23 protein-coding genes and 1 pseudogene are annotated in these 18,697 nt (G+C 56.4%); 11 read left to right on the top strand and 13 right to left on the bottom strand.

Going from position 1 to position 18,697, the window contains the following annotated elements; genetic code table 11:
• Positions 1–97: 97 nt before the first annotated feature.
• Genes KR52_RS14955 through KR52_RS14365 form a run of 3 tightly spaced genes read right to left on the bottom strand, consistent with a single transcriptional unit; the run spans position 98 to position 1,015 of the window.
• A complete protein-coding gene (locus tag KR52_RS14955; RefSeq protein ID WP_156957679.1) occupies positions 98–553 on the bottom strand; it encodes a hypothetical protein in 456 nt (151 codons plus the stop codon).
• Between the two features lie 3 nt (positions 554–556).
• Positions 557–841, bottom strand: coding sequence for a hypothetical protein (locus KR52_RS08625; RefSeq protein ID WP_156957678.1), 285 nt, complete (start codon positions 839–841; stop codon positions 557–559).
• A gap of 9 nt (positions 842–850) precedes the next feature.
• Complete coding sequence (locus tag KR52_RS14365) at positions 851–1,015, bottom strand: hypothetical protein (protein ID WP_156957677.1); 165 nt, start codon at positions 1,013–1,015, stop codon at positions 851–853.
• A 993-nt stretch (positions 1,016–2,008) separates the two neighbouring features.
• On the opposite strand from KR52_RS14365, the gene KR52_RS13725 reads away from it, so the two are divergent.
• Together KR52_RS13725 and KR52_RS08620 are read left to right on the top strand one after the other, a co-directional pair.
• Entirely contained in the window at positions 2,009–2,266 is a 258-nt protein-coding gene (locus KR52_RS13725) for a hypothetical protein (RefSeq protein WP_071840225.1), read from the top strand.
• A 145-nt stretch (positions 2,267–2,411) separates the two neighbouring features.
• Positions 2,412–3,416: pseudogene (locus tag KR52_RS08620) on the top strand (carbamoyl-phosphate synthase).
• 105 nt (positions 3,417–3,521) lie between these two features.
• Here the strand turns inward: KR52_RS08620 and KR52_RS08615 are convergent.
• Positions 3,522–3,842 carry a DUF1651 domain-containing protein gene (locus KR52_RS08615; protein WP_084222035.1) on the bottom strand — a complete coding sequence of 107 codons (321 nt, stop codon included), beginning with the start codon at positions 3,840–3,842 and terminating at the stop codon, positions 3,522–3,524.
• A 503-nt stretch (positions 3,843–4,345) separates the two neighbouring features.
• Here KR52_RS08615 and KR52_RS15125 point away from each other — a divergent pair.
• Positions 4,346–4,606: a hypothetical protein gene (locus KR52_RS15125; protein WP_038554753.1), complete on the top strand. Its 261-nt coding sequence runs from the start codon at positions 4,346–4,348 to the stop codon at positions 4,604–4,606.
• A gap of 744 nt (positions 4,607–5,350) precedes the next feature.
• Here the strand turns inward: KR52_RS15125 and KR52_RS08600 are convergent.
• The 3 genes from KR52_RS08600 to KR52_RS08595 all read right to left on the bottom strand — a co-directional run bounded on the left by KR52_RS08600 (position 5,351) and on the right by KR52_RS08595 (position 7,583).
• Positions 5,351–5,770 (bottom strand): hypothetical protein, encoded by a 420-nt coding sequence (locus tag KR52_RS08600; RefSeq protein WP_038554748.1) that lies wholly within the window; start codon positions 5,768–5,770, stop codon positions 5,351–5,353.
• Between the two features lie 739 nt (positions 5,771–6,509).
• Positions 6,510–6,668, bottom strand: a complete 159-nt coding sequence (locus tag KR52_RS14360) for a hypothetical protein (protein WP_156957676.1) — start codon at positions 6,666–6,668, stop codon at positions 6,510–6,512.
• A gap of 591 nt (positions 6,669–7,259) precedes the next feature.
• The gene (locus KR52_RS08595; protein ID WP_038554745.1) at positions 7,260–7,583 is read right to left on the bottom strand and encodes a hypothetical protein; all 324 of its coding nucleotides are present in this window, start codon (positions 7,581–7,583) and stop codon (positions 7,260–7,262) included.
• A gap of 579 nt (positions 7,584–8,162) precedes the next feature.
• Between KR52_RS08595 and KR52_RS08590 the strand changes: the two genes are divergently transcribed.
• Positions 8,163–8,441, top strand: a complete 279-nt coding sequence (locus KR52_RS08590; RefSeq protein ID WP_038554743.1) for a ribbon-helix-helix protein, CopG family — start codon at positions 8,163–8,165, stop codon at positions 8,439–8,441.
• 197 nt (positions 8,442–8,638) lie between these two features.
• On the opposite strand, the gene KR52_RS08585 is transcribed toward KR52_RS08590, so the two are convergent.
• Complete coding sequence (locus KR52_RS08585; RefSeq protein WP_156957675.1) at positions 8,639–8,878, bottom strand: hypothetical protein; 240 nt, start codon at positions 8,876–8,878, stop codon at positions 8,639–8,641.
• A 342-nt stretch (positions 8,879–9,220) separates the two neighbouring features.
• Between KR52_RS08585 and KR52_RS08580 the strand changes: the two genes are divergently transcribed.
• Positions 9,221–10,198, top strand: coding sequence for an ABC transporter ATP-binding protein (locus KR52_RS08580; RefSeq protein WP_038554738.1), 978 nt, complete (start codon positions 9,221–9,223; stop codon positions 10,196–10,198).
• Here the strand turns inward: KR52_RS08580 and csaB are convergent.
• On the bottom strand, positions 10,170–11,237 hold the full coding sequence (gene csaB / locus KR52_RS08575; RefSeq protein WP_038557122.1) for a polysaccharide pyruvyl transferase CsaB: 1,068 nt from the start codon (positions 11,235–11,237) through the stop codon (positions 10,170–10,172). The genes KR52_RS08580 and csaB overlap by 29 nt on opposite strands.
• Before the next feature lie 54 nt (positions 11,238–11,291).
• Here csaB and KR52_RS08570 point away from each other — a divergent pair, with 54 nt between their 5' ends.
• From KR52_RS08570 to psaK, 3 genes are all read left to right on the top strand, one after another.
• Positions 11,292–11,588, top strand: coding sequence for a DUF2499 domain-containing protein (locus KR52_RS08570; protein ID WP_038554735.1), 297 nt, complete (start codon positions 11,292–11,294; stop codon positions 11,586–11,588).
• Positions 11,578–11,865 (top strand): DUF3593 domain-containing protein, encoded by a 288-nt coding sequence (locus KR52_RS08565; protein WP_038554732.1) that lies wholly within the window; start codon positions 11,578–11,580, stop codon positions 11,863–11,865. The genes KR52_RS08570 and KR52_RS08565 overlap by 11 nt, the downstream gene beginning before the upstream one ends.
• 68 nt (positions 11,866–11,933) lie before the next feature.
• On the top strand, positions 11,934–12,191 hold the full coding sequence (psaK, locus tag KR52_RS08560) for a photosystem I reaction center subunit PsaK (protein WP_038554730.1): 258 nt from the start codon (positions 11,934–11,936) through the stop codon (positions 12,189–12,191).
• Between the two features lie 51 nt (positions 12,192–12,242).
• On the opposite strand, the gene KR52_RS08555 is transcribed toward psaK, so the two are convergent.
• Entirely contained in the window at positions 12,243–13,430 is a 1,188-nt protein-coding gene (locus tag KR52_RS08555) for an NAD(P)/FAD-dependent oxidoreductase (RefSeq protein WP_038554728.1), read from the bottom strand.
• A gap of 13 nt (positions 13,431–13,443) precedes the next feature.
• Positions 13,444–15,375 (bottom strand): 1-deoxy-D-xylulose-5-phosphate synthase, encoded by a 1,932-nt coding sequence (dxs, locus tag KR52_RS08550; RefSeq protein ID WP_038554724.1) that lies wholly within the window; start codon positions 15,373–15,375, stop codon positions 13,444–13,446.
• Between the two features lie 80 nt (positions 15,376–15,455).
• Between dxs and ilvA the strand changes: the two genes are divergently transcribed.
• Genes ilvA through KR52_RS08535 form a run of 3 tightly spaced genes read left to right on the top strand, consistent with a single transcriptional unit; the run spans position 15,456 to position 17,843 of the window.
• The gene (gene ilvA, locus KR52_RS08545) at positions 15,456–16,985 is read left to right on the top strand and encodes a threonine ammonia-lyase, biosynthetic (RefSeq protein WP_038557120.1); all 1,530 of its coding nucleotides are present in this window, start codon (positions 15,456–15,458) and stop codon (positions 16,983–16,985) included.
• A gap of 39 nt (positions 16,986–17,024) precedes the next feature.
• Positions 17,025–17,522 carry an SMC-Scp complex subunit ScpB gene (gene scpB, locus KR52_RS08540; protein ID WP_038554723.1) on the top strand — a complete coding sequence of 166 codons (498 nt, stop codon included), beginning with the start codon at positions 17,025–17,027 and terminating at the stop codon, positions 17,520–17,522.
• Positions 17,523–17,546: 24 nt separating this feature from the next.
• Positions 17,547–17,843, top strand: a complete 297-nt coding sequence (locus tag KR52_RS08535) for a YggT family protein (RefSeq protein WP_038554721.1) — start codon at positions 17,547–17,549, stop codon at positions 17,841–17,843.
• Here KR52_RS08535 and KR52_RS08530 read toward each other — a convergent pair whose 3' ends face one another.
• Both KR52_RS08530 and KR52_RS08525 read right to left on the bottom strand, forming a co-directional pair.
• Positions 17,844–18,317, bottom strand: coding sequence for a hypothetical protein (locus KR52_RS08530; protein ID WP_038557118.1), 474 nt, complete (start codon positions 18,315–18,317; stop codon positions 17,844–17,846).
• An 8-nt stretch (positions 18,318–18,325) separates the two neighbouring features.
• A complete protein-coding gene (locus tag KR52_RS08525; protein WP_038554719.1) occupies positions 18,326–18,655 on the bottom strand; it encodes a nucleoside triphosphate pyrophosphohydrolase family protein in 330 nt (109 codons plus the stop codon).
• Positions 18,656–18,697 lie beyond the last annotated feature (42 nt).

Genomic DNA, 18,697 nt, shown 5'->3' with positions numbered 1-18,697 from the left:
AGCAATGTGATTCAGATGAATCCACTCAAATACTGTCCACCTAAAGGAATGATCATGGTGATCAATACAATTCAGAAAAGGAGATGGCCAACAGCAATCAAGGCAAGGGAGCAACAGTTGACGCGCTTAGCGGAAGAGGCCTTGCTGCCAAAGTCGAAACGAACAGTTGTCCATTTGCTAGGTGACAAAGATATAGAGGTAAGACCTTGATCGAAAGGTCACCACTTAAGCTAGAGAACTGAAACAAAGGGAGAAAGGTTATTGCTTTAAATAAGCAAGGAAGTACTTCCTCCCCCACATTAATTAGAAGTAAGGACTTGTACCGCAGCGGCCTCATAGTGCTGGTACGTCGCTTACGAGTAGCACGAGGCTTACCGACTGCGGTGCTTTTGATTGGAGTGACTGCTACCGAATCAGGAGCAGGCTCATCCGTTGGTACGAACCATGCCTCGATTGCTCGATACAAAAGGTTCAAAACAGGAATGACGAGGCGGATTGAAAGAACAGCCAGCAATACAGCAACAACTGCAGCTGAATCGATCAGGATCTTCATTGGTCAGGCTCCTGCATGCCCAGAAGTGATGCCAGGTACATCAACACCCAAGACTTGGGCCTTGTCTCTGATCTCTTCACGCTGAACCTGGGGCAAAGCATCGATCGCACTGCAAATCAGACGCGTGGTCATGACAGCACCCACAAAGAATCCAGAAACAGTCACCGGCAGTGCAAGCCAAGGACAGAGGACCAGGAGGGAGCCAATGTTCACGACGGCTGGCAAAGCGCCTTTCGTAACTGACCACGTTTGATTGAGGATGAGTTGCCTCTGTACTTTTCTGGTCATCATTCCACTTCAAACTGCAGGGGTGGTGTCCATGGCTGTTAGGACTGCGGTGTAAAAGGCATAGGTAATCAGGCCACCGCTGGTCACTTCAACTCCACCATCAAATCCGGCAAAGGATGCGTCACTGTTTAAGGCAGGAGAAAAACCTGCACCAAAGACAGCAGCCTCAAGCACTGGAGTACTGAGCATAATTCTGTAGCTGCCATCAGAGTTTGTGAAAATAGTAATTGATTGGTACTAAATAAAGTTTGAAATGATTTGTTGACGATTGTTGTGCCCGTGCACCTGACAACCAGATCAACCTTGACTTTTTCAATCCTTACTGAAGCCAAAAACCAGCGTTAGACGTTTTGATCTGTGCTATCCAGCAAGCAAGAGCGGTACACGCAAAGGCACTAAGTCTTTCAAAAATGAGGAGCATCTAGCACCACAAACCCATAACACTGAACAAAAACTATGGTTATAGCGCACGAGCAAAACACCCTTGAACAGAAACAGAAGTTAGTTCAACTATGCCTTATTTTGTTCAATGAGAGGAGAAGAGGGGATGGAAGAGTATTAGAGTTCCAGCAAATTTTTTCAACTCTATACGCCGGAAGTTAGAATTTTATATATCCCAAAAGAGCCGAGCAGATGCAGGTAAATGCAACTACAGAACCAGGAGCCAAGAAAACTCTGAGTAGACCACCAAAAAAAGGTCACTGAAAGCAGGGTGCCAGAAAAAGTCACTTCTAGCTGAATTCACTCAGGCACCCTCAGCAACTCGCACACGCGACAACAGGCTCAATTCAACCTAAGCGAACAAAAGAAAATTACCATGCATTTTACCGCATCATCTCTTGACATAAATCACAACAAAATAAGGTCGAAGGAAATTATAGAATCACCAAAACACTTTGATCTACGGAATGCTGGGATGGTGAATTACGTGACATGCATCAGAGTTAACAAGAGAAATTGCTAGCAAGCGAAGCCACACCCTCGAAAGGTAGCTTCGCCGCTCCGGAGAGGTGCAAATCAACTGGAGCACTCCTGTCATAACTCCAATGAAGGACAACAGGGTGCATCACCGGTCACAGAATGGCATCAAAGCAAAGACCACAAGATTGAAACAACGCCGTTCAGAACGGATCCAACCAATAGACTTCGATTTCTGGCATAGGTCAATTGAATTCTGGAACCATACGGCGGCTTATTCTGACGCTTGCTACTGGATATCTAACGGTATTTGGGGTAAGGCAGATTCCTTATGAGTTTACTAACGAGTGGCTTGTTCTAGTTCCTGCACTGATTCTGGTCTATGCATTAACAGTCTGGATAGAAGGCAAGGTCTTCAAAGACGAACCGGCAGAAACACGAATCAGCGTGCCTGCGAAAAAGAAAAAGGCTGAACCTTCCACCAAGGGTTTCAAGTCACAAAGCTAATCCACAAGTCAACGCTTGGACCCGACTGCGTAGTCAATTCGGATGACGCCTCCAGAGCTTTCTCAGCCGAAATGGCGACAGTCAATTGCGCTGGGTAGCACCATTAAGCAAAGCCTGGAATCATGCGCGCAGTGACGCCAGCCCAATGTTCCGCCACCTGTCGCTTGGATTACTGGCTTATGTTGTTGCCATCGCCCCGCTGCCTTTGAAGGCACAGGACGGCAGTGCTGATGATCTCGGTGTGATGAGCATCAGCCTCAAGGATGTGGTCAAGCCCACCTTTGGTTTTCAAGGTGCGCTGCAAGGAGCGGGTACTCCGAATCAGGCAGGCATTGGTGGTTTCTTACCTCTCTCTGTTGGCGACAACAGTGTCTGGTTTCTTGATGTCCTCGCCAATATCAACTTCGCTGATTACGAGAACAACAGCAGCGTCATCAACACCAAGGTAGCTGGCACCACAATCAGCACCTCATCGCGGCTTGGTTACCGCTGGCTCAATGGTGACCGCTCTTGGATGTATGGGCTGAATGCTGGTTAAGACAGTCGCCCAATGAATACAGGTGGAACCGATACCGGCATTCCGTTGTTTGGAACGGAAAAGAGTGCTTTCTTCCAGCAGGTCGCAGTCAATGCTGAGGCTGTTTCCAATGACTGAAATTTCAACGCTTATGCCTTGATTCCTGTTGGTGATACCGAGCAACCACTGAACTGGTATTACCAAGGCGGTGCACTGGATACCTACGGGCTTGATGTGGGGTATTTCATCACTCCAGAGCTGAATGCTTCACTTGGTTATTACTACCAAAATGGTGATCTAGGTACGGCTGATGCTTCTGGTGTGCTTGGACGAGTTGCCTATGAAATCAGCAATGGCTTACCAGCAGGAGTGAATATCTCCTATGACGAGGCATTCGAGACCAGAGTTTCAGCAGATCTTAAAGTTCGTTTTGGTGGTGCCAGCACAACAGCACAGCGCAAGGAAGTTCAGCAACAACCTGTGATCAATGCCTTAACAGCACCGCCAAGCAACCGGGATGTGAGGGTGCATGACGGACAATGTGAACCTGACCAAACAGGCCACATACCCTACTACTGTCTAGGGGAAGGTTCGCCGTATGGTTTGAGGGATAGGTATGAGATGAATAAGTAAGACGAGAGATATAGAGGATGCCGTAGGCCTGCTGCAGGGGGCTTTTATTGCTTCAGTCACACCAATAATTCAAAAATCATCATCCAATTCTTGGCACTATTGAGCTCAGGAATTGTTAGTTAAAGACAATACACCGTCGCTGAAGGGTTGATGAATGCGCTCCTCCAGGCGAGGGTGACAGACCTCAACCGCTACATCCCAGGCACAAGTCTGCGACCGTTTCCAGCCTTGACTCTGGAGTGATTGCCACAGCAGGTCGGCAGGTTGCTTGCGCAGGTATCGGCGTTCTTTGAGCAGTGGCGGGGCATCGTGCGTAGTCCCATCCCGATCAACCAAGGCCTTTGGGGCCTGGATCCATGCCTTCTCGTCCCGGTGAAACCGCCAGATCCAGAAGTCGTCGCGGTCGATCAGCCAGCCCTCGCGCATCATCTATCTAGCAAGTACACATGTACGAGCCATGGATGCGTGAACGCTGCAACGCTGTCGCCTGAAAAAAAACTGTGGCAGAGCGCCACCACTCACCATCTGCTGGACATGGTGATGGTGTGGGTCTGGCAGGGAAACCGGCCGCCACGCGGGGATCGAAGGCCACCTGGACTCTCCTCCACAGTATTCACAACCAGATCAGCGGGGAAAACATAAGCCTCCCCTCCGCTACGGCAGGAAGAACCCCTGGTGCAACTCTCAACGCCAGAGGCTGGGCGACTTCCCGCAAACTCCAACCTGCAGCAGACGTGTGAACAGGCTGTGATCACCGCACACAGGGTTGATGACCAGGTGTGTCTCCAGCGTCAGCTGCACCACCTGATCTGCCACACCTGACGACCCATCTCGACCAGTTCCCGCTTGTTGACCTGGTGACCTAACTCATTCCAAGGTTCCAAACCTAAGACTAATTCGTATAAAGTTTCATTCACAGTTCCCAGGCCATGCTGAAAGCTTTGTTCTCCGTAGTTTTTGCAGCAGTGATGTGGGTCCAAGTTCCCCAATGGCATCCGGATTGGTCCAGGTGCTCAGTTGATACTCCCGACGTGAATTGTCACTGGTACATCACTGCGCCAGACAACACGTTTGGCGAGGGGTTCAGTTGGGAGAATGCTCCGTGGTTTAGTGCAGAAGGACTTCGGGATGTTGGCGATCTAAAAAATACGATGACGACTATTCACAGCCAGTCCCTTCAGGGGAGCTAGACGTCGATCAGGCTGATCGATTCAAGTACCGCTGTCGTCATTCGAACATGAGAAAGCTGTTATTTCTCCTGCTGCTTTTCCCAATTTTCTCTGTGAGAGCAGCGGAACCAGAGATTCTGTGCCCTGGACAGAACACCGTTGAAATGCGGTGGTGCGCATCCAAAGGGTTGGAAGAATCACGACGAGCGCTCAAGGAGCAGTTACCTCAAGAGATCCTCGAGAAATGGGAACAAGTAACAAAAGACGTCTGTTCCGTTGCCCATGCCCCCTACCGAGAGGGAACCATCTATCCCCAGATGGTCGTTGGTTGCGATGACCGACTGAATCGGGTGCTCCTTGAAGAATTCAGAAGGTTGGGTTCATGAGGCGGGGTAAAGCTCATGACTCGACATCAGATACTTCTTTTACACCAGGCCAGCCAGCCTCTTCAGATGGTTAAGGGATCACCCCCAGGTGCGAGGCCTGGAGCCTGTCCTGATCTTCCACCAGCAGAAACGGTTCATACGATTCCAGTAATAGCTACTCCACCAACGATTCCCCAAGGTCTTGCACACCACCAAGGTGCGAAAGCCTGAGGGTTTCCGGCTTGTTAGTCCTTAACGGCGCAACCAGCTCCGACGTCAGGAACAGGGCAATGGTTGCTTCGGTGGTCTGACTCCTGTGTGACTGCCATGGGTGTTCCTTCGTGGGAGAGGACAACAAAAAAACCCGCCATTTCTGACTGGGGCAGGTAGGAATTCTTGTTCACCACCAACGGTCAACGCGCCCAACGGACGGACGGCCCGGCTTACTGGGCACCGTCACCACCGACAGCCGCTGCAGATCTCGGCGGTAATCAAAGATGCAGAAGCCAACACCCGTGCCGGAACAGGCCGAAAGGCTTTCGAGCGCAACAGAGGCCAGACGCCGGTCCTCCGGCGTTGGTGTTTTTTCCGGCGCGGGATGCCAGCCATTCGCGATCAGGTGGCGGTTCGCCTCAAGGATGGTTTGCCTTGCACTGAGCTTCGGCTGATGCTTGTTGGTTTTGGCAACGGTGTGCGCAGGCGCCGCGTCGGCTTGTGTGGGCAAGACCGCTTCTATGGCGAAAAACGACGCCGCACCCAGGCCTGCACCAGCGAGAGTACCGAGACAAACACAGCCGGATCCTCTGAGGAAATCATTCATTGCTTGAAACCTCTCGATGCACACACGATCTCCGCAATCAACAACCCAAGTGATGACCCCAGTCATCAGAACTTGTGATCTTGGTCACACATCCAAATGTGCAGAAAAATCACGTCATGACTGACGGATTGAAAGTTTTATCGGGAACAAGTCCACTCTCCGAGGCCCTGGAACAGGCTATGACTTTGGACAAACTGCACCAGTTTCGATGACGACGAGTGTTCTTTAATATTTAATTACGCAATCATTAAGATTGGCTCATTAACACCAGAACGCACTCCCTAAATACGTCAAAGACTGAAATACTTTCAGCACAGACGGTTCATGTTGGCATCGCACAAACCATTGTAGCGGTGGTGATAACAAGAAAGAGTTGATTTTATCAAGATCGTGGTTGATGGAGAAATAAACTTAATCCCTGATCTAACTTTTCTTTTCCGTAGCTGCCGCTAATGCTGCGTGGTACCCCACATATGCAAGGGTTAGACAACCTGTGAGCGGTGCAGCGATAAGACCCAGTCCAATGGCCAATCCCAGAACCTTTGGTCACCTGACTACCTCTGCCGATTCTTTTAAAAGCATGATTATTATGCGATGTGTGAGGTTCTTGCACCGCGAACACAGCATCGCTGTTTCAACTGAGAATCACTACCACCAATGAGGTACTCAACACCACCCATCCAACGGTTCTTTTGTTCGGTGGTCTTGCACAGCCCCAATCAGCCATCACTTGGAGGCATCAGGGCTGACGCTCCTGCTCCAGTTGCTCTTCAACCTGCTGCTGGGTGTCGTTGCTCATCCACTCGATATTCCATGGTGAAAGGGACACGATGCACAAGACGACAAAACCCGCTACGAACAGAAAAATGCGTAGTCGAAACCAGTCGGCAAGGTCCATTGATCAATCACTCAAGTGACTAACGCGCCAAGGATGGCAGCGGAGAACGCTTTTGGGTTTGGTTCAAATGCAACACATTTGAAGCTGGCGAAGACAGGTGGATAGCGGGTTGGCACGGGTCCGTTGCTCACCTTGGAGGTATCAGATGCGATTACTTCGATATGCCTTGTCGTCTGCCGTAAGTGGTGCGTGTCGTGAGATGAACCCAAGGACTTGAAAGCGTCACCGGAAGTACCCGATGGCACAGAGTGAAAGCAGTGGCCAGTGGATTAGACGCCAAAGAAAGAGAGGACTGCTTTTATGGCTCCAAGCCCTAAGAGGAAGGTGCCCGCGAGCAAGGCAAGGTCTTTACGGGAGTTGGCCACACTTGCAACGGTTGCCCCTACGGATGCCAATAGGAAAAACCTAGAGAGAATCAAAAGCCCGCAACATTGCAGTCTTTGTACTCCGCCACTGCAATACGTAAACCCACTGCGACGCAGTTGATCATCCGTTTGATACCAACTTTGAGCTGCTTAATTCCTCTCGACAGAGGTAATACCGTTGACACGATTCATCGCTCTGTATGTGATGCATACAGGTGTAGTAAATTCAGCTGAGAGTAACGGGTTCGGTTGGATCTTCGAACGCCTTGAAGTGCTTACGCATCCAGACCTTCTTGGTACCAAATCCGGTGATTAAGAAAACAGCAGGCAGGGCAGCAGCTCGGGTGGCAATGCTCCCTTTGTTTGGGTTCGTGCTTGCCTGTCCGATGATTGCAGCGAACCCAAGATCAAGAGCACAGAAGGTTCCAAAGGCTGCCGAGAAGAGACGCCAACGACGTTGGGTTGAACCGCCCTTGGGCTGATTGGTGACTTTCTGGAACCCCCAGTAAGGAATCGTGAGAGCACCAGCAACGAGAAAATTTCCAATCATTGTTTTGATGGTGCTTGGGGTTCGGCGGCTGGGGATTCAGTTGCAGGACTGCGATGACTGACATGCAGATGTATCGGTCGAACAGCAACTGAGCATCCCTATGGTGTCCATGTCTTGTAAGGGTGGCTGTAGCAGCCATCGGCTGTCGTGCGGATAAAGGGAGCTGGTGTTTCTCGTTCGTCATGGGTTCAAAGCATGATAATGATGATGAACCAAGTGCCTAGTCCTGCGCCGACGGTGGCGAGGTATTCGCGTAGTTCGGCGTCCATGGTTCAGAGAAGAATGAGGAGGACGAGGCCGAGGGCGGTCAGCGTTGTGCCGACAGTGGCGAGCGCTTCGTGGCGCTCGGCGTGGGTGGCGGTGGTGGTTGTCATGACCTGTAGATGCTGCGTGTAGGTCGGAGGTTGATAACGGGAGACCCGTCTGCCTCTCAATACCCATGCTCTAAACGCTTTGTGCACACGGTGTCTATGTGACAATTGAAATTTCTGGCATACAGCGCCCAGTCTTTGTCCATCTATTTCCAGTCAACCAGCCTCGAGCTACTGTTTTCGTATATACAAATAATGGACAAGGCGCATGGCCGTGATGAAGACCATCAACCTCCGCATCTCCAGTGACCTGCTGGAGCAGATCGACAAGGCGGCCGCAGCGTCAGGTCAAGACAGGAGCAATTGGTTGCGTCACGCAGCAACCGACAAGCTCAATGGCAACATCAACACAAGAGATCCAGCCTCTGCCGACCAAATACAAGTTGTGGACGAGAGAGCCAGGGAAATCGTCAAGGACATCTTGGCTCGCATCAACCGACTGGAGAAAACTGTGTTCCCCGGAGAAGACAACGACCCGTTCGCCTGAAGATCTGTCTGCAACTGGTCCAGCAGCTCCTCGTCTTCTTGCCACACCGCTTGACTGGCTGGCATCCACGCACCAATAGACGGCAGGACCACGTTCATGAAGCAACGGCCTTGCACCACAACACTGATGCCGCGATCTGTCACGCGCATGACTTTTGGATCGAGCGGATCGTCTGTCATTGCACTTCAATTCATTTCTTATGAGATTGGTTGTTGTTTGAGAAGCCCTTTCTTGCGCAGAAGATCACGTCCAGCAGGTGTCATCTTCTCTGGTGCAATGGCTTGGTCGGGGGCTTTAGGTTTCCTGAAGTGATAACCGTGGCCATTCACCTGAACTGGCTTACCGATCTCATCCGACTTGTTGTAACGGGGGGGCAATCGCGGTACGGAGAGCATCGTCATGCAGAAAGAGGCCAGCTGCTGCCTGGGCAGCAGCACCCAGCACCTGACATTGAACAAGGATCACTTACACAAAGTTTTGACAAGCGGAACAGCTCTACGTCCCGCGGAAGGGAATCAGTACTCTCCCATCAATGAAAGGCCGCTCTTCCATAAGGTTGATTCGAAGAAATACACCCGCACCCTCTCCACTCAGACGTAGGTGACAACTGTTTGGAGAGGGCGAAGCATGTTCAAGAGAATTCACCCTTAATCTCATGCGATCAATTGCCCCGAACCTGTGGCTTCACCGTGGCTACCTAACGTTCTCGGGCAAGGGCTCCAGTGCATTCCCATCAGTCTCAGGCACGTCGCAATAAAAAACATCTTCGACATCAAGGGATGACTCTCGAGCTACGGGCTATCAACAAAAGTTTCGGCGAACGTCAGGTTCTCAACCGTCTGGACCTCGATGTGGCGAAGGGCGAATGCGTCGCTCTGCTGGGTGCCAGCGGTTGCGGGAAAAGCACGGCCTTGCGTCTAATTGCTGGTCTGGAGCAACCTGATGAAGGTTCGATTCGCATCAACGGCACCGAAGTGGTTGACGTTCCCGCCGAACGGAGGCGGGTGGGGATGGTGTTCCAAAGCTATGCCCTCTTCCCACACCTGAGTGTGTGGGAGAACCTCGAACTCGGCCTACGCATGCGTGGCAGCAACGTCCGAACCCGCGAGGAGCGAATCCACAGCATGCTGGAGGTGTTGCAGCTCAGCGGGCAGGCCCGGCAACGCCCATCACAACTCTCCGGGGGACAGCGCCAACGGGTCGCACTGGCCCGTGCGCTGCTGCGGGATCCCCTGGTGTACCTGCTGGATGAGCCGATGAGCAATCTTGATGCTCAGTTGAGAGAAGACCTTCGTCCTCAGTTGCGCCGGCTGATGATCGGCGGTGAACAGCCGGTGGTCTACGTCACCCATGACCAGCAGGAGGCGATGGCGCTCGCGGATCGCATTGCTGTGATGCGAGAGGGAAGCATTGAACAGATCGGAACGCCTCGCGAGCTGTACCTGCAACCGGCCAGCACCTATGTCGCCCAGTTCATCGGCCGCCCGCAGATGAACCTGTTGCCTGCCAAGGACGGGGTGATCATCGGCATCCGACCGGACGATCTGCTGCTCGATCCGGAGGGCTCGCCCTGCACGGTCCTCAGCCGTGAATGGTTCGGAGCCAACCAGATGTTGCTGGTGCGCTGCGATCGCGGCGACCTGCGGCTGGTCTGCTCCGGAGAAACAGAGATTGAAGCTGAACCACACATCAGTTGGCCCAGCACTTGCGAGCACCGCTTCGATGCCGTCAGCGGACGTCGACTGCCATCCGATTGAGAAGCTCGCTGTGCGCTGACGCCTGGCGTCGCAGGGCTTCGGTCTGATCAGGATCTGCTGGGCGATCGACTTGGTCACGCCAAAGGGCAAGCAAGTCATCCAGCGAAGGAACCGACGTCAGAGCGACGCAGGGGACCTTGGCCATGGCCGCGGCGGCCTCCACCTTCGGGTCGTAGCTGAGAGCAGCCATCGGGCTGTTGGCCAGTCGGGCCAGGATCAGGGCATGCAAGCGCATGGGCAGCACCAGGCGCGCTCGCTGCACCAGGTCGAACACGGCCTCCAGGGACTGGGGCACCAGGGTTGAGCTGCGCTTCTTCAGGCGCATGGGCAGGAGGCCTTCGTCGCTCAGCCGCTGAAGCAAGGGTGCATCTTGATGTTCATGGAACGCCAACCAGATCACCGGAACGTCCAACTCAGCACTGAGCCGATCCAGAGCTTCCGTCAAGCGACGCCAGCCCAAGTGATCCAGCAAAGGTGTCGGACGCCAGCTGAGCACGATGGCGTCGCCTCCGATCCAAGGGCGCGCTGGCATCTGCCAGACCGGATCGACGGCCAGCACCGACGGGAGCCTGGGGGCCCAGCGCTGGGCCCAGTCAAAGGAGCGCTGATCCCTCCAACTCGCTGCCGTGCAGAAGGGCAAAACCGTGCGAACCAAAAGCCGACTGATCCGATGCTGCAGGGGTCCAAGGCCCTGCCCCCAGAGAACCAGCTCGGCGCCACCGAGGCGGGCAACCGCCATCAGCAGCAGGTAATAGACAAGGCTGCTGAAGCTGGTGCTGTCCTGCAGCAGGCTGCCGCCACCCAGAACCAGAACATCCGCACGCAGGGCCGCACGCACACAGAGCAGCAAAGAACGGCGGTTCACCGTCTGCGCTGAGGGAGCCAAAGCAAGAACGGGTGCCGGATCGCGGGCGGTGATCAGCAGCTGCTGCGGCTGGGGAAGTGACGACACGAGCACCTGAAGCAAGGCATCGTCGCCGAGGTTGTGCTCCCCGTAGTAGCCACAAAGCAGCAGTACAGGCGCAGTGGGGCGGACCACGGGCAGCAACCTGTTCACTCCGGGCATTATCAACCGATTCCTAGGATTCAGGGCATGCACGCGTTGTCGCTCGGAACCTGGTGGATCCACGTCGCCTCCGTGGTGGAGTGGTGTGTCGCGATCGTGTTGATGAATCGGCGCGGGCTGTCGGGCATGGCCTGGGCCATGCTTCCGGCCCTTGTCAGTGCAATGGCAGCCTGCACCTGGCATCTGTATGACAACAGCGAGGCGCTGCGGGGGCTCGTCACCCTTCAGGCCCTGTTCACCGTGATCGGCAATGGCGCCCTGGCCTTGGCAGCCTGGCAGCTCCATCGTCGCCGGAGAGTGAACGGAGTTGGCCATGGCCTTTGATCCCGCACCTCTGTTCGCGGCCTCGCTGATCCCCTATCTGCTGTTTCTCTACTGGCTCCGCAAAAGTGAGGCGCTTCCACTGATGGCGGAACGGGGCTTCCAGCTCACCCTGCTGTTTGTGGCCGTCACGATTGGTGCCGCCATTGCCGCCCTGCGCTGCTGCTCAGCGGAACTGGTGGAGATTGACTGGTTGCACGGAGGGGCAGAAGCCTTTCTCACCCTCAGCAACACGGTTTTGGTGATCGGTCTGGTGTTACCAACCCCCAAAAAAGGGTGAACAACTCTTAAGAGAGGAAGGCAAGGCGTCGCTATCGCCGGAAGATGAGGTGTCGCTCATTGGCTCGAATGCTGACCCACCTTTTCGCGATCGCTCCCGCCACCGTGTCCTGGTCTCCCAAGGTCGCCCTGGTGATGATCCTCTGCAATGTGGTTGCCATCATGGTCGGCAAGGCCACGATCAAGCACCCCAACGTCGGTGCTGCACTACCCAATGCTTCCTTCTTCGGCGGGATGGGTCACGCAGCCCTGCTCGGCACCACCAGCCTCGGCCACATCATCGGCATCGGCGCCATCCAGGGTCTGGCCGCCCGCGGCGTGCTCTGAAGCACAAGTCTTGAGGGAGGAGCCAGTCTCCTCCCTGAAACAACCCTTGGCTCAGAGCAGATACGGCAGCAGCCTGAGGCCGTAACGCTCGAAGTTGTATTCGAACAACAGCTCTGAAAGGGAAGCGGCTTCAGCTGTCTCAGAAAGCCCATGGATCAGTCGTTCGAGACGACGGTCCGCCCTTGGATTGTCGAGGCCCCACCAGGTGCGCCTCGCCAAACGGCCCGACACCAACCAGCGCCAACTCTGCTGGGCCTTGAGCTGCTCTTGATAGCGAAAGGCAATGGCCGTGGAGTCCCCAGGCATCCCTTCAGTGATCAACAGATCGGCAAGTTGATCCGCGCTGTCCATCGCATGGCGGATCCCTTCTCCGCCCAGCAGATTGGCGGAACTGGCCGCATCCCCCACCGCCAGCAGCGCACCGGCCGCCAATGGTTCGGAGCGGGAGATGCTGCTGGACAAGGGCCCGCCATGGCGGTCCAGCACCGGGCAAGCACTCAAGCCACAGCGCTGAATCAAGCGCTGAAGGGGCCCAGCCAGGCTGCCGGGAGTCGGACGATCCGCCGGTGGGAGGTGACAGACGCCCACCTTCAACCGTTGCCCCTGCATGGGGAAGATCCAGCCGTATCCATGGGGGATCCAGGCGGTGCCCAGGAAGAAACTGATCCGATCCCGCCAGGCAGCGGACTGACGGTGATCGGCCTGCAGCAACCACTCAACGCCGATGCCCTGCAGCAGCGGATCCTCGGGGCTAGGGCTGAGGCCGGCCTGCTGCAGCAGATCTCGGCGTGCACCGGTGGCATCAATCAGCCAGCGCGCTGAACGCAATGACGACCGGCCATCGCGTGTTTGAAGCCGCACACTGGCGTGATCGACCGTGAGCGTGCTCAGAGCAGCACGGCAGCCCTGGATCAACTCCACCCCATAGCTGCGCGCTTCCTCCCAGAGCCAGGACCGCAGCCGGCCGAAGTCGAGCACCACCCCCAGATCGCCGGCAGACCACCACTGATGAACCAGACCCGAGGGATCATGCAACTGCCAGCCCTGCCAGGTGGCGGCAATAGCCTCATCCGGCAGAGCCAACCGACGAACAGCCTCCAGAGGCAGAGCACCACTGGAGTAGGCATGGCGGTGGGGATCGGCCAAACGATCCACCAAGGTCACCTCAACACCAGCTCGCGCTAGTTGAATCGCCAGACGGGCACCGGACGGCCCGGCGCCAACGATCAGAACCGACACCGATGCCTCAGCTTCAGGCCTGCAGAGCCTTGATCGAAGCGCTGGCTGGCAGATCACCAGAGGCGTTGCTGAAGCGCTCAAGGATGCGTTCAGCCATCTGCGTCGGAGTCAGGCCAAGAGCTTCCTTGCTCTGCTGCGGCGTGGCGTGATCGACCAGCTGGTCCGGAATGCCGATCCGCAGCATTGATACGTTGATGTCCTGATCGGTCAACGACTCCAGAACCGCTGCGCCAAAACCACCCGGAAGAGCCCCCTCTTCCATGGTGACCACACGAGGGATGCGTCGCGCCAGGGGATGGATCAGCGCTTGATCCAGAGGCCTCAGGAAGCGGGCGTTGATCACGGTGGTGGAGAGCCCGGCTTCCTCCAGCAGCGTTGCTGTGGCAAGGGCCGGAGCCACCATCGAGCCATAGGCCACAATCATCAGATCATCACCTTCCCGCAGCAGTTCACCGCGGCCGATCGGCAGCGATTCCCAACCCTCTTCCATCAAGGGCACGCCTTCCCCGGAGCCCCGGGGAATCCGAAGCGCCGTGGGCCCGTCGTGATGCAGGCAGGTCACCAGCATCCTCTGCAGCTCAGCCTCATCCTTGGGTGCCATCACCGTGAAGTTGGGAATGGCCCGCATGTAGCTGATGTCGTACTGACCCTGGTGGGTCGGGCCGTCGGCACCAACGATGCCGGCACGATCCAGTACGAAGGTGACCGGCAGCTTCTGGATGCCCACGTCATGGATCAGCTGGTCGTAAGCCCGCTGCAGGAATGTGCTGTAGATAGCGACGACAGGTCGCAACCCCTCGCAGGCCATGCCCGCAGCCAGGGTGACGGCATGTTGCTCAGCGATGCCGACGTCCACGTACTGCTCAGGAATGGCCTTCTGCAACAGGTCGAGTCCGGTTCCGGTGGCCATCGCAGCAGTAATGCCGACCACACGGCTGTTCTGCTCACAGAGCGTGACCAGGGTCTGCCCGAACACCTTGCTGTAGCTGGGGGGCTTGGGTTTCGACGACGGAATCGCCTTGCCAGTGCTGAGATCAAAGGACGATTGGGCGTGGTAACCGACCTGATCGGCCTCGGCGTAGGGGTAACCCTTGCCTTTTTTGGTGACAACATGCACCAGCACAGGACCACCCTCGCGGTGGGCCGCCTGGAACGTACGCATCATCTCACCGATGTCATGCCCATCGATCGGCCCCATGTACGTGAAGCCGAGCTCTTCGAAGACGGCGCCCACCTTGGGCACCGCGAGGCGACGCATGCTTCCCTTCAGACGATTGAGTTCCGCAGGAAGTTCGCCACCCATGAAAGGAAGGTGACGAACGCTCTCTTCAACACTGCCAGAGAGAAACTGCATCGGTGGGCTGAGCCGCGCACGGTTCAGCACGTTCGACAGCGCCCCCACCGGAGGGGAGATCGACATGTCGTTGTCGTTCAGCACCACAAGGAGCGGTGTATCGGGGAGATGTCCTGCGTGGTTGATGGCCTCAAGGGCCATGCCGCCTGTCAGGGCTCCATCACCGATGACGGCAACGCACTTGAAGGACTCCCCCCGGTTGTCCCGTGCCATGGCCATGCCCAGCGCCGCTGAAATGGACGTGCTGGCGTGGCCGGCTCCAAAGTGGTCAAAATCGCTCTCTGAGCGCTTGAGGTAACCAGCAACCCCGTGCTGCTGGCGCAGGGAATCGAAATCGTTGAACCGGCCGGTGAGCAATTTGTGCGGGTAGGCCTGATGGCCCACATCCCAGATCACGCGGTCATGATCAAGATCCAGGGTCTGGTACAGCGCCAGGGTCAGCTCCACAACCCCCAGTCCAGGCCCAAGGTGACCACCGCTGGTTGACACCACCTGCAGATGCCGCTCACGGATCTGCCGAGCCACATCCTCAAGCTGAGACGGGCTAAGGCCGTGCAGTTCATTCGGATGCTTGAGATCTCCGAGATGCATGCACTGCCAAGTCCAATGTCAGCAATCTACGGGAACCAACCTGGATGCCGTCTGGATCGGAGCCTTGGGAGAATGGTGAAATGACCGACTACCTGCAGCGGATCCTGCGCGCCCGTGTTTATGACGTGGCGCGTGAAACCCCCCTGGATCACGCCCCCAATCTGAGCCGCCGGCTCAACAATGCGATTTGGCTGAAGCGTGAGGATCTCCAGCCTGTGTTCTCCTTCAAGCTGCGGGGCGCCTACAACCGCATGTCGCAGCTCAGCGAAGACGAGCTGAAGCGCGGTGTTATTGCCTCCAGTGCCGGCAACCATGCCCAGGGCGTTGCCCTGAGTGCCCAGCGGCTTGGCTGTCGGGCCGTGATCGTGATGCCGAGCACCACACCAGAAGTGAAAGTGCGCGCCGTGCGCGCCCTGGGTGGTGAAGTGGTCCTCCACGGAGAGACCTACGACGAGTGTTCCGCGGAAGCCCGGCGGCGATGCGAGGCCGAGGGCCTCACCCTGATTCATCCCTTTGACGATCCGGAGGTGATCGCAGGTCAGGGGACGATCGGCATGGAGATCATGCGCCAGGCCGAGCAGCCACCGAATGCGATCTATGTCGCCGTGGGCGGGGGTGGTCTGATTGCAGGAATCGCCGCTTATGTCAAACGGCTCTGGCCGGAAACGGAGGTGATCGGCGTGGAGCCGATCGATGCCGATACCCTGAGCCGTTCCCTGGAGCAGGGGCGGCGGGTGGAACTGGAGCAGGTGGGTCTCTTTGCAGACGGCGTTGCCGTGCGAAAGGTGGGCGAACACACCTTTGAGCTGGCCCAAAACTTCGTCGATCGCATGGTGCGGGTCGACACCGATGCCATCTGTGCCGCGATCAAGGACGTCTTTGAAGACACCCGTTCCATCCTTGAACCGGCCGGTGCTCTTGCGGTGGCGGGGCTCAAGCAGGACGTGAACGATCGCCACCTGGCGGGACGCGATCTTGTGGCGGTGGCCTGCGGGGCCAACATGAATTTCGACCGACTGCGCTTCATCGCCGAACGGGCTGAGCTCGGTGAAGAGCGAGAGGCGATGTTGGCCGTGGAAATTCCCGAAACACCCGGGAGCCTGAGGCGGCTTTGCGAACTGCTGCGGGAGCGCAGCCTCACGGAATTCAGTTACCGCATGACCGACAGCGCCACAGCGCAGATCTTCATCGGCGTGCAGGTGAACGATGACAACGACCGAGCTTCACTCCTGAGCCAACTGGAACGTGGAGGCCTCCCCTGCCTCGATCTCAGCGACAACGAATTTGCCAAGGTCCACCTGCGTCACATGGTGGGAGGCCGGTTGCCGTCTTCAGCGCAGACAGCCTGCGCCGGGGACTGCAAGGAGCTGCTCTATCGCTTTGAGTTTCCCGAACGCCCGGGTGCCTTGATGAACTTCGTTAACGCCCTGCACCCCGGCTGGAGCATCAGCATCTTTCACTACAGAAACCACGGTGCCGACACCGGCCGAATCGTTGTGGGCGTGCTGGTGCCTGAACAGGAGATGGAAGGTTGGACCCAATTCCTCAATGCCCTGGGGTATCGCTACTGGGATGAAACGACCAACCCTGCCTATGGCCTGTTCCTCTGAGTTTCAGGGCGGTAATTTGAGAACTCTCGAGGGGTTGTGATGACGTCTCCATCCCTGCCAACCCGGCTCGAAGCGATTCTTTACCTCAAGGGCCGACCAGTCAGCATCGGCGAACTGGCCGAGCTGGCCGACTCCGATCGTCGGGCTGTGGAAGAGGCTCTCGTGGCCCTGACGGCCTCCTACGCCCAGCGGGACAGCGCCCTGGAGATCGTTGAGCAGAGCGGTCGCTACGGCCTTCAGCTGCGTCCAGGCATGGGCGATCTGGTCAAAGACCTGCTGCCGGTGAACCTTTCCACAGCAACCTTGCGAACCCTCGCGACCATTGCGCTGAAGAAACGGATCCTCCAGTCGGATCTCGTGGATCTACGCGGCTCTGGGGCCTACGACCACATCAAAGAGCTGATGGCGCAGGACTTCATCGAACGGCGCCGACAAAGCGAAGGCCGCTCGTACTGGCTCACCCTCACCGAAAAATTCCATCGCACCTTCTCCGTGCTTCCAGATTTGGGTGCGACCGATCTGACGGAAGCTGCATAAAGTCGGAGGAGATCAGCTCCCGTCATGGAATCTCTTCCCGTCACCCTGCTGCAGGTGCTGTCCCAAACCCTGCAGATTTATTCCCTGGTGTTGATCGTTCGGGTTCTCCTGAGCTGGTTCCCCAACCTCGACTGGGGCAATCCTGTGCTGAGCAGCGTGAGTGCGATCACCGACCCCTATCTCAATGCCTTCCGGGGGTTGATCCCACCACTGGGAGGCATCGACCTTTCGGCCATCCTGGCCTTCTTGGCCCTGAATCTGCTGCAGGGCCTCGTGGGGCAGTCGATCAATGCCTTTTATATGTCTGGTGCCACTTGGTGATCACTCCAGATTGATGCTTCTCTCCAGAGGCAATAGATCGTCGTCATCGGCCTCGGCGCGACTTCGCACCGGAGCATTGAAACCACGGGCCCGTGCATTTTTGACAACGAATGGTCCAGGCGTTCCGGCGGGAACAGAAATGTGCAGGGCAAAGGGGGATTGACCAGGGTTGACATCTCCGATGGAACCCACACGGGTTCTGTTCTGGAGCACCGGCTCACCACTGGCATCGAGGATCCGAGCGTAGACGTCCGTGTCGATGACACTGTTTTTACCTCGGTTCTCCACGTCCCCTGTCAGTACATAACAGCTGGCACCCATTGGGCGACTCAAGTCAGGTTGATTGCCTGGATCCTGCTCACCGCAGGGATCCAGACGTATTCCACTGAGTTGCAGTTCAGCGGCATCACAGGGCAATGCCAGGGCCAGCAGCAGAGGCAGGCAGCACAGAAGCGTTAACAAACGACGAAGCATCAGCACGATCAACGTTGGTCTCCGCTGCCGCCGATGCGCCCACGGGCAGCCCGGCTCGACAGCTTTTGAAGGTTGGCTTCAGCCACCTCCTCCAGGTCATAACCGAGTTCGCTAGACAGCTGAGCCACATACCAGAGCACATCGCCCAGTTCCAACTTGATCGCTTCGCGCGTGCCTGCATCAAAAACGCCCTCACGGTCTCGAATCACCTTCTTGACCTTGTCGGCCACTTCGCCGGCTTCCCCCGTCAAACCAAGGGTTGGATAAACGGGATTGCAGCCCACATCCGGGTAGGCAGCGGTCTTTCGGGCCGCGTGCTGATAGGAATTCATCTCCATGAGGCCGGTTCGGAAACGCCCGGATGGTAGTTTCCGCAGGGA

The organism is Synechococcus sp. KORDI-52, assembly GCF_000737595.1.
Classification (GTDB): domain Bacteria; phylum Cyanobacteriota; class Cyanobacteriia; order PCC-6307; family Cyanobiaceae; genus Parasynechococcus.
This window is presented reverse-complemented; position numbering and strand designations above follow the sequence as displayed.

What these genes read in the sequence shown, in the direction of transcription:
- psaK (WP_038554730.1), top strand. Translation starts at nt 11,934, where the DNA reads ATGCTGACCCACCTTTTCGCGATCGCTCCCGCCACCGTGTCCTGGTCT.
- KR52_RS15125 (WP_038554753.1), top strand. Translation starts at nt 4,346, where the DNA reads ATGCTGAAAGCTTTGTTCTCCGTAGTTTTTGCAGCAGTGATGTGGGTC.
- KR52_RS08625 (WP_156957678.1), bottom strand. Translation starts at nt 841, where the DNA reads ATGACCAGAAAAGTACAGAGGCAACTCATCCTCAATCAAACGTGGTCA.
- KR52_RS08525 (WP_038554719.1), bottom strand. Translation starts at nt 18,655, where the DNA reads ATGGAGATGAATTCCTATCAGCACGCGGCCCGAAAGACCGCTGCCTAC.
- KR52_RS08600 (WP_038554748.1), bottom strand. Translation starts at nt 5,770, where the DNA reads ATGAATGATTTCCTCAGAGGATCCGGCTGTGTTTGTCTCGGTACTCTC.
- scpB (WP_038554723.1), top strand. Translation starts at nt 17,025, where the DNA reads ATGACGTCTCCATCCCTGCCAACCCGGCTCGAAGCGATTCTTTACCTC.
- KR52_RS08565 (WP_038554732.1), top strand. Translation starts at nt 11,578, where the DNA reads ATGGCCTTTGATCCCGCACCTCTGTTCGCGGCCTCGCTGATCCCCTAT.
- KR52_RS08580 (WP_038554738.1), top strand. Translation starts at nt 9,221, where the DNA reads ATGACTCTCGAGCTACGGGCTATCAACAAAAGTTTCGGCGAACGTCAG.
- KR52_RS14955 (WP_156957679.1), bottom strand. Translation starts at nt 553, where the DNA reads ATGAAGATCCTGATCGATTCAGCTGCAGTTGTTGCTGTATTGCTGGCT.
- KR52_RS08615 (WP_084222035.1), bottom strand. Translation starts at nt 3,842, where the DNA reads ATGCGCGAGGGCTGGCTGATCGACCGCGACGACTTCTGGATCTGGCGG.
- KR52_RS08595 (WP_038554745.1), bottom strand. Translation starts at nt 7,583, where the DNA reads ATGATTGGAAATTTTCTCGTTGCTGGTGCTCTCACGATTCCTTACTGG.
- ilvA (WP_038557120.1), top strand. Translation starts at nt 15,456, where the DNA reads ATGACCGACTACCTGCAGCGGATCCTGCGCGCCCGTGTTTATGACGTG.
- KR52_RS08590 (WP_038554743.1), top strand. Translation starts at nt 8,163, where the DNA reads ATGGCCGTGATGAAGACCATCAACCTCCGCATCTCCAGTGACCTGCTG.
- KR52_RS14360 (WP_156957676.1), bottom strand. Translation starts at nt 6,668, where the DNA reads ATGGACCTTGCCGACTGGTTTCGACTACGCATTTTTCTGTTCGTAGCG.
- dxs (WP_038554724.1), bottom strand. Translation starts at nt 15,375, where the DNA reads ATGCATCTCGGAGATCTCAAGCATCCGAATGAACTGCACGGCCTTAGC.
- KR52_RS08570 (WP_038554735.1), top strand. Translation starts at nt 11,292, where the DNA reads ATGCACGCGTTGTCGCTCGGAACCTGGTGGATCCACGTCGCCTCCGTG.
- KR52_RS08535 (WP_038554721.1), top strand. Translation starts at nt 17,547, where the DNA reads ATGGAATCTCTTCCCGTCACCCTGCTGCAGGTGCTGTCCCAAACCCTG.
- KR52_RS08530 (WP_038557118.1), bottom strand. Translation starts at nt 18,317, where the DNA reads ATGCTTCGTCGTTTGTTAACGCTTCTGTGCTGCCTGCCTCTGCTGCTG.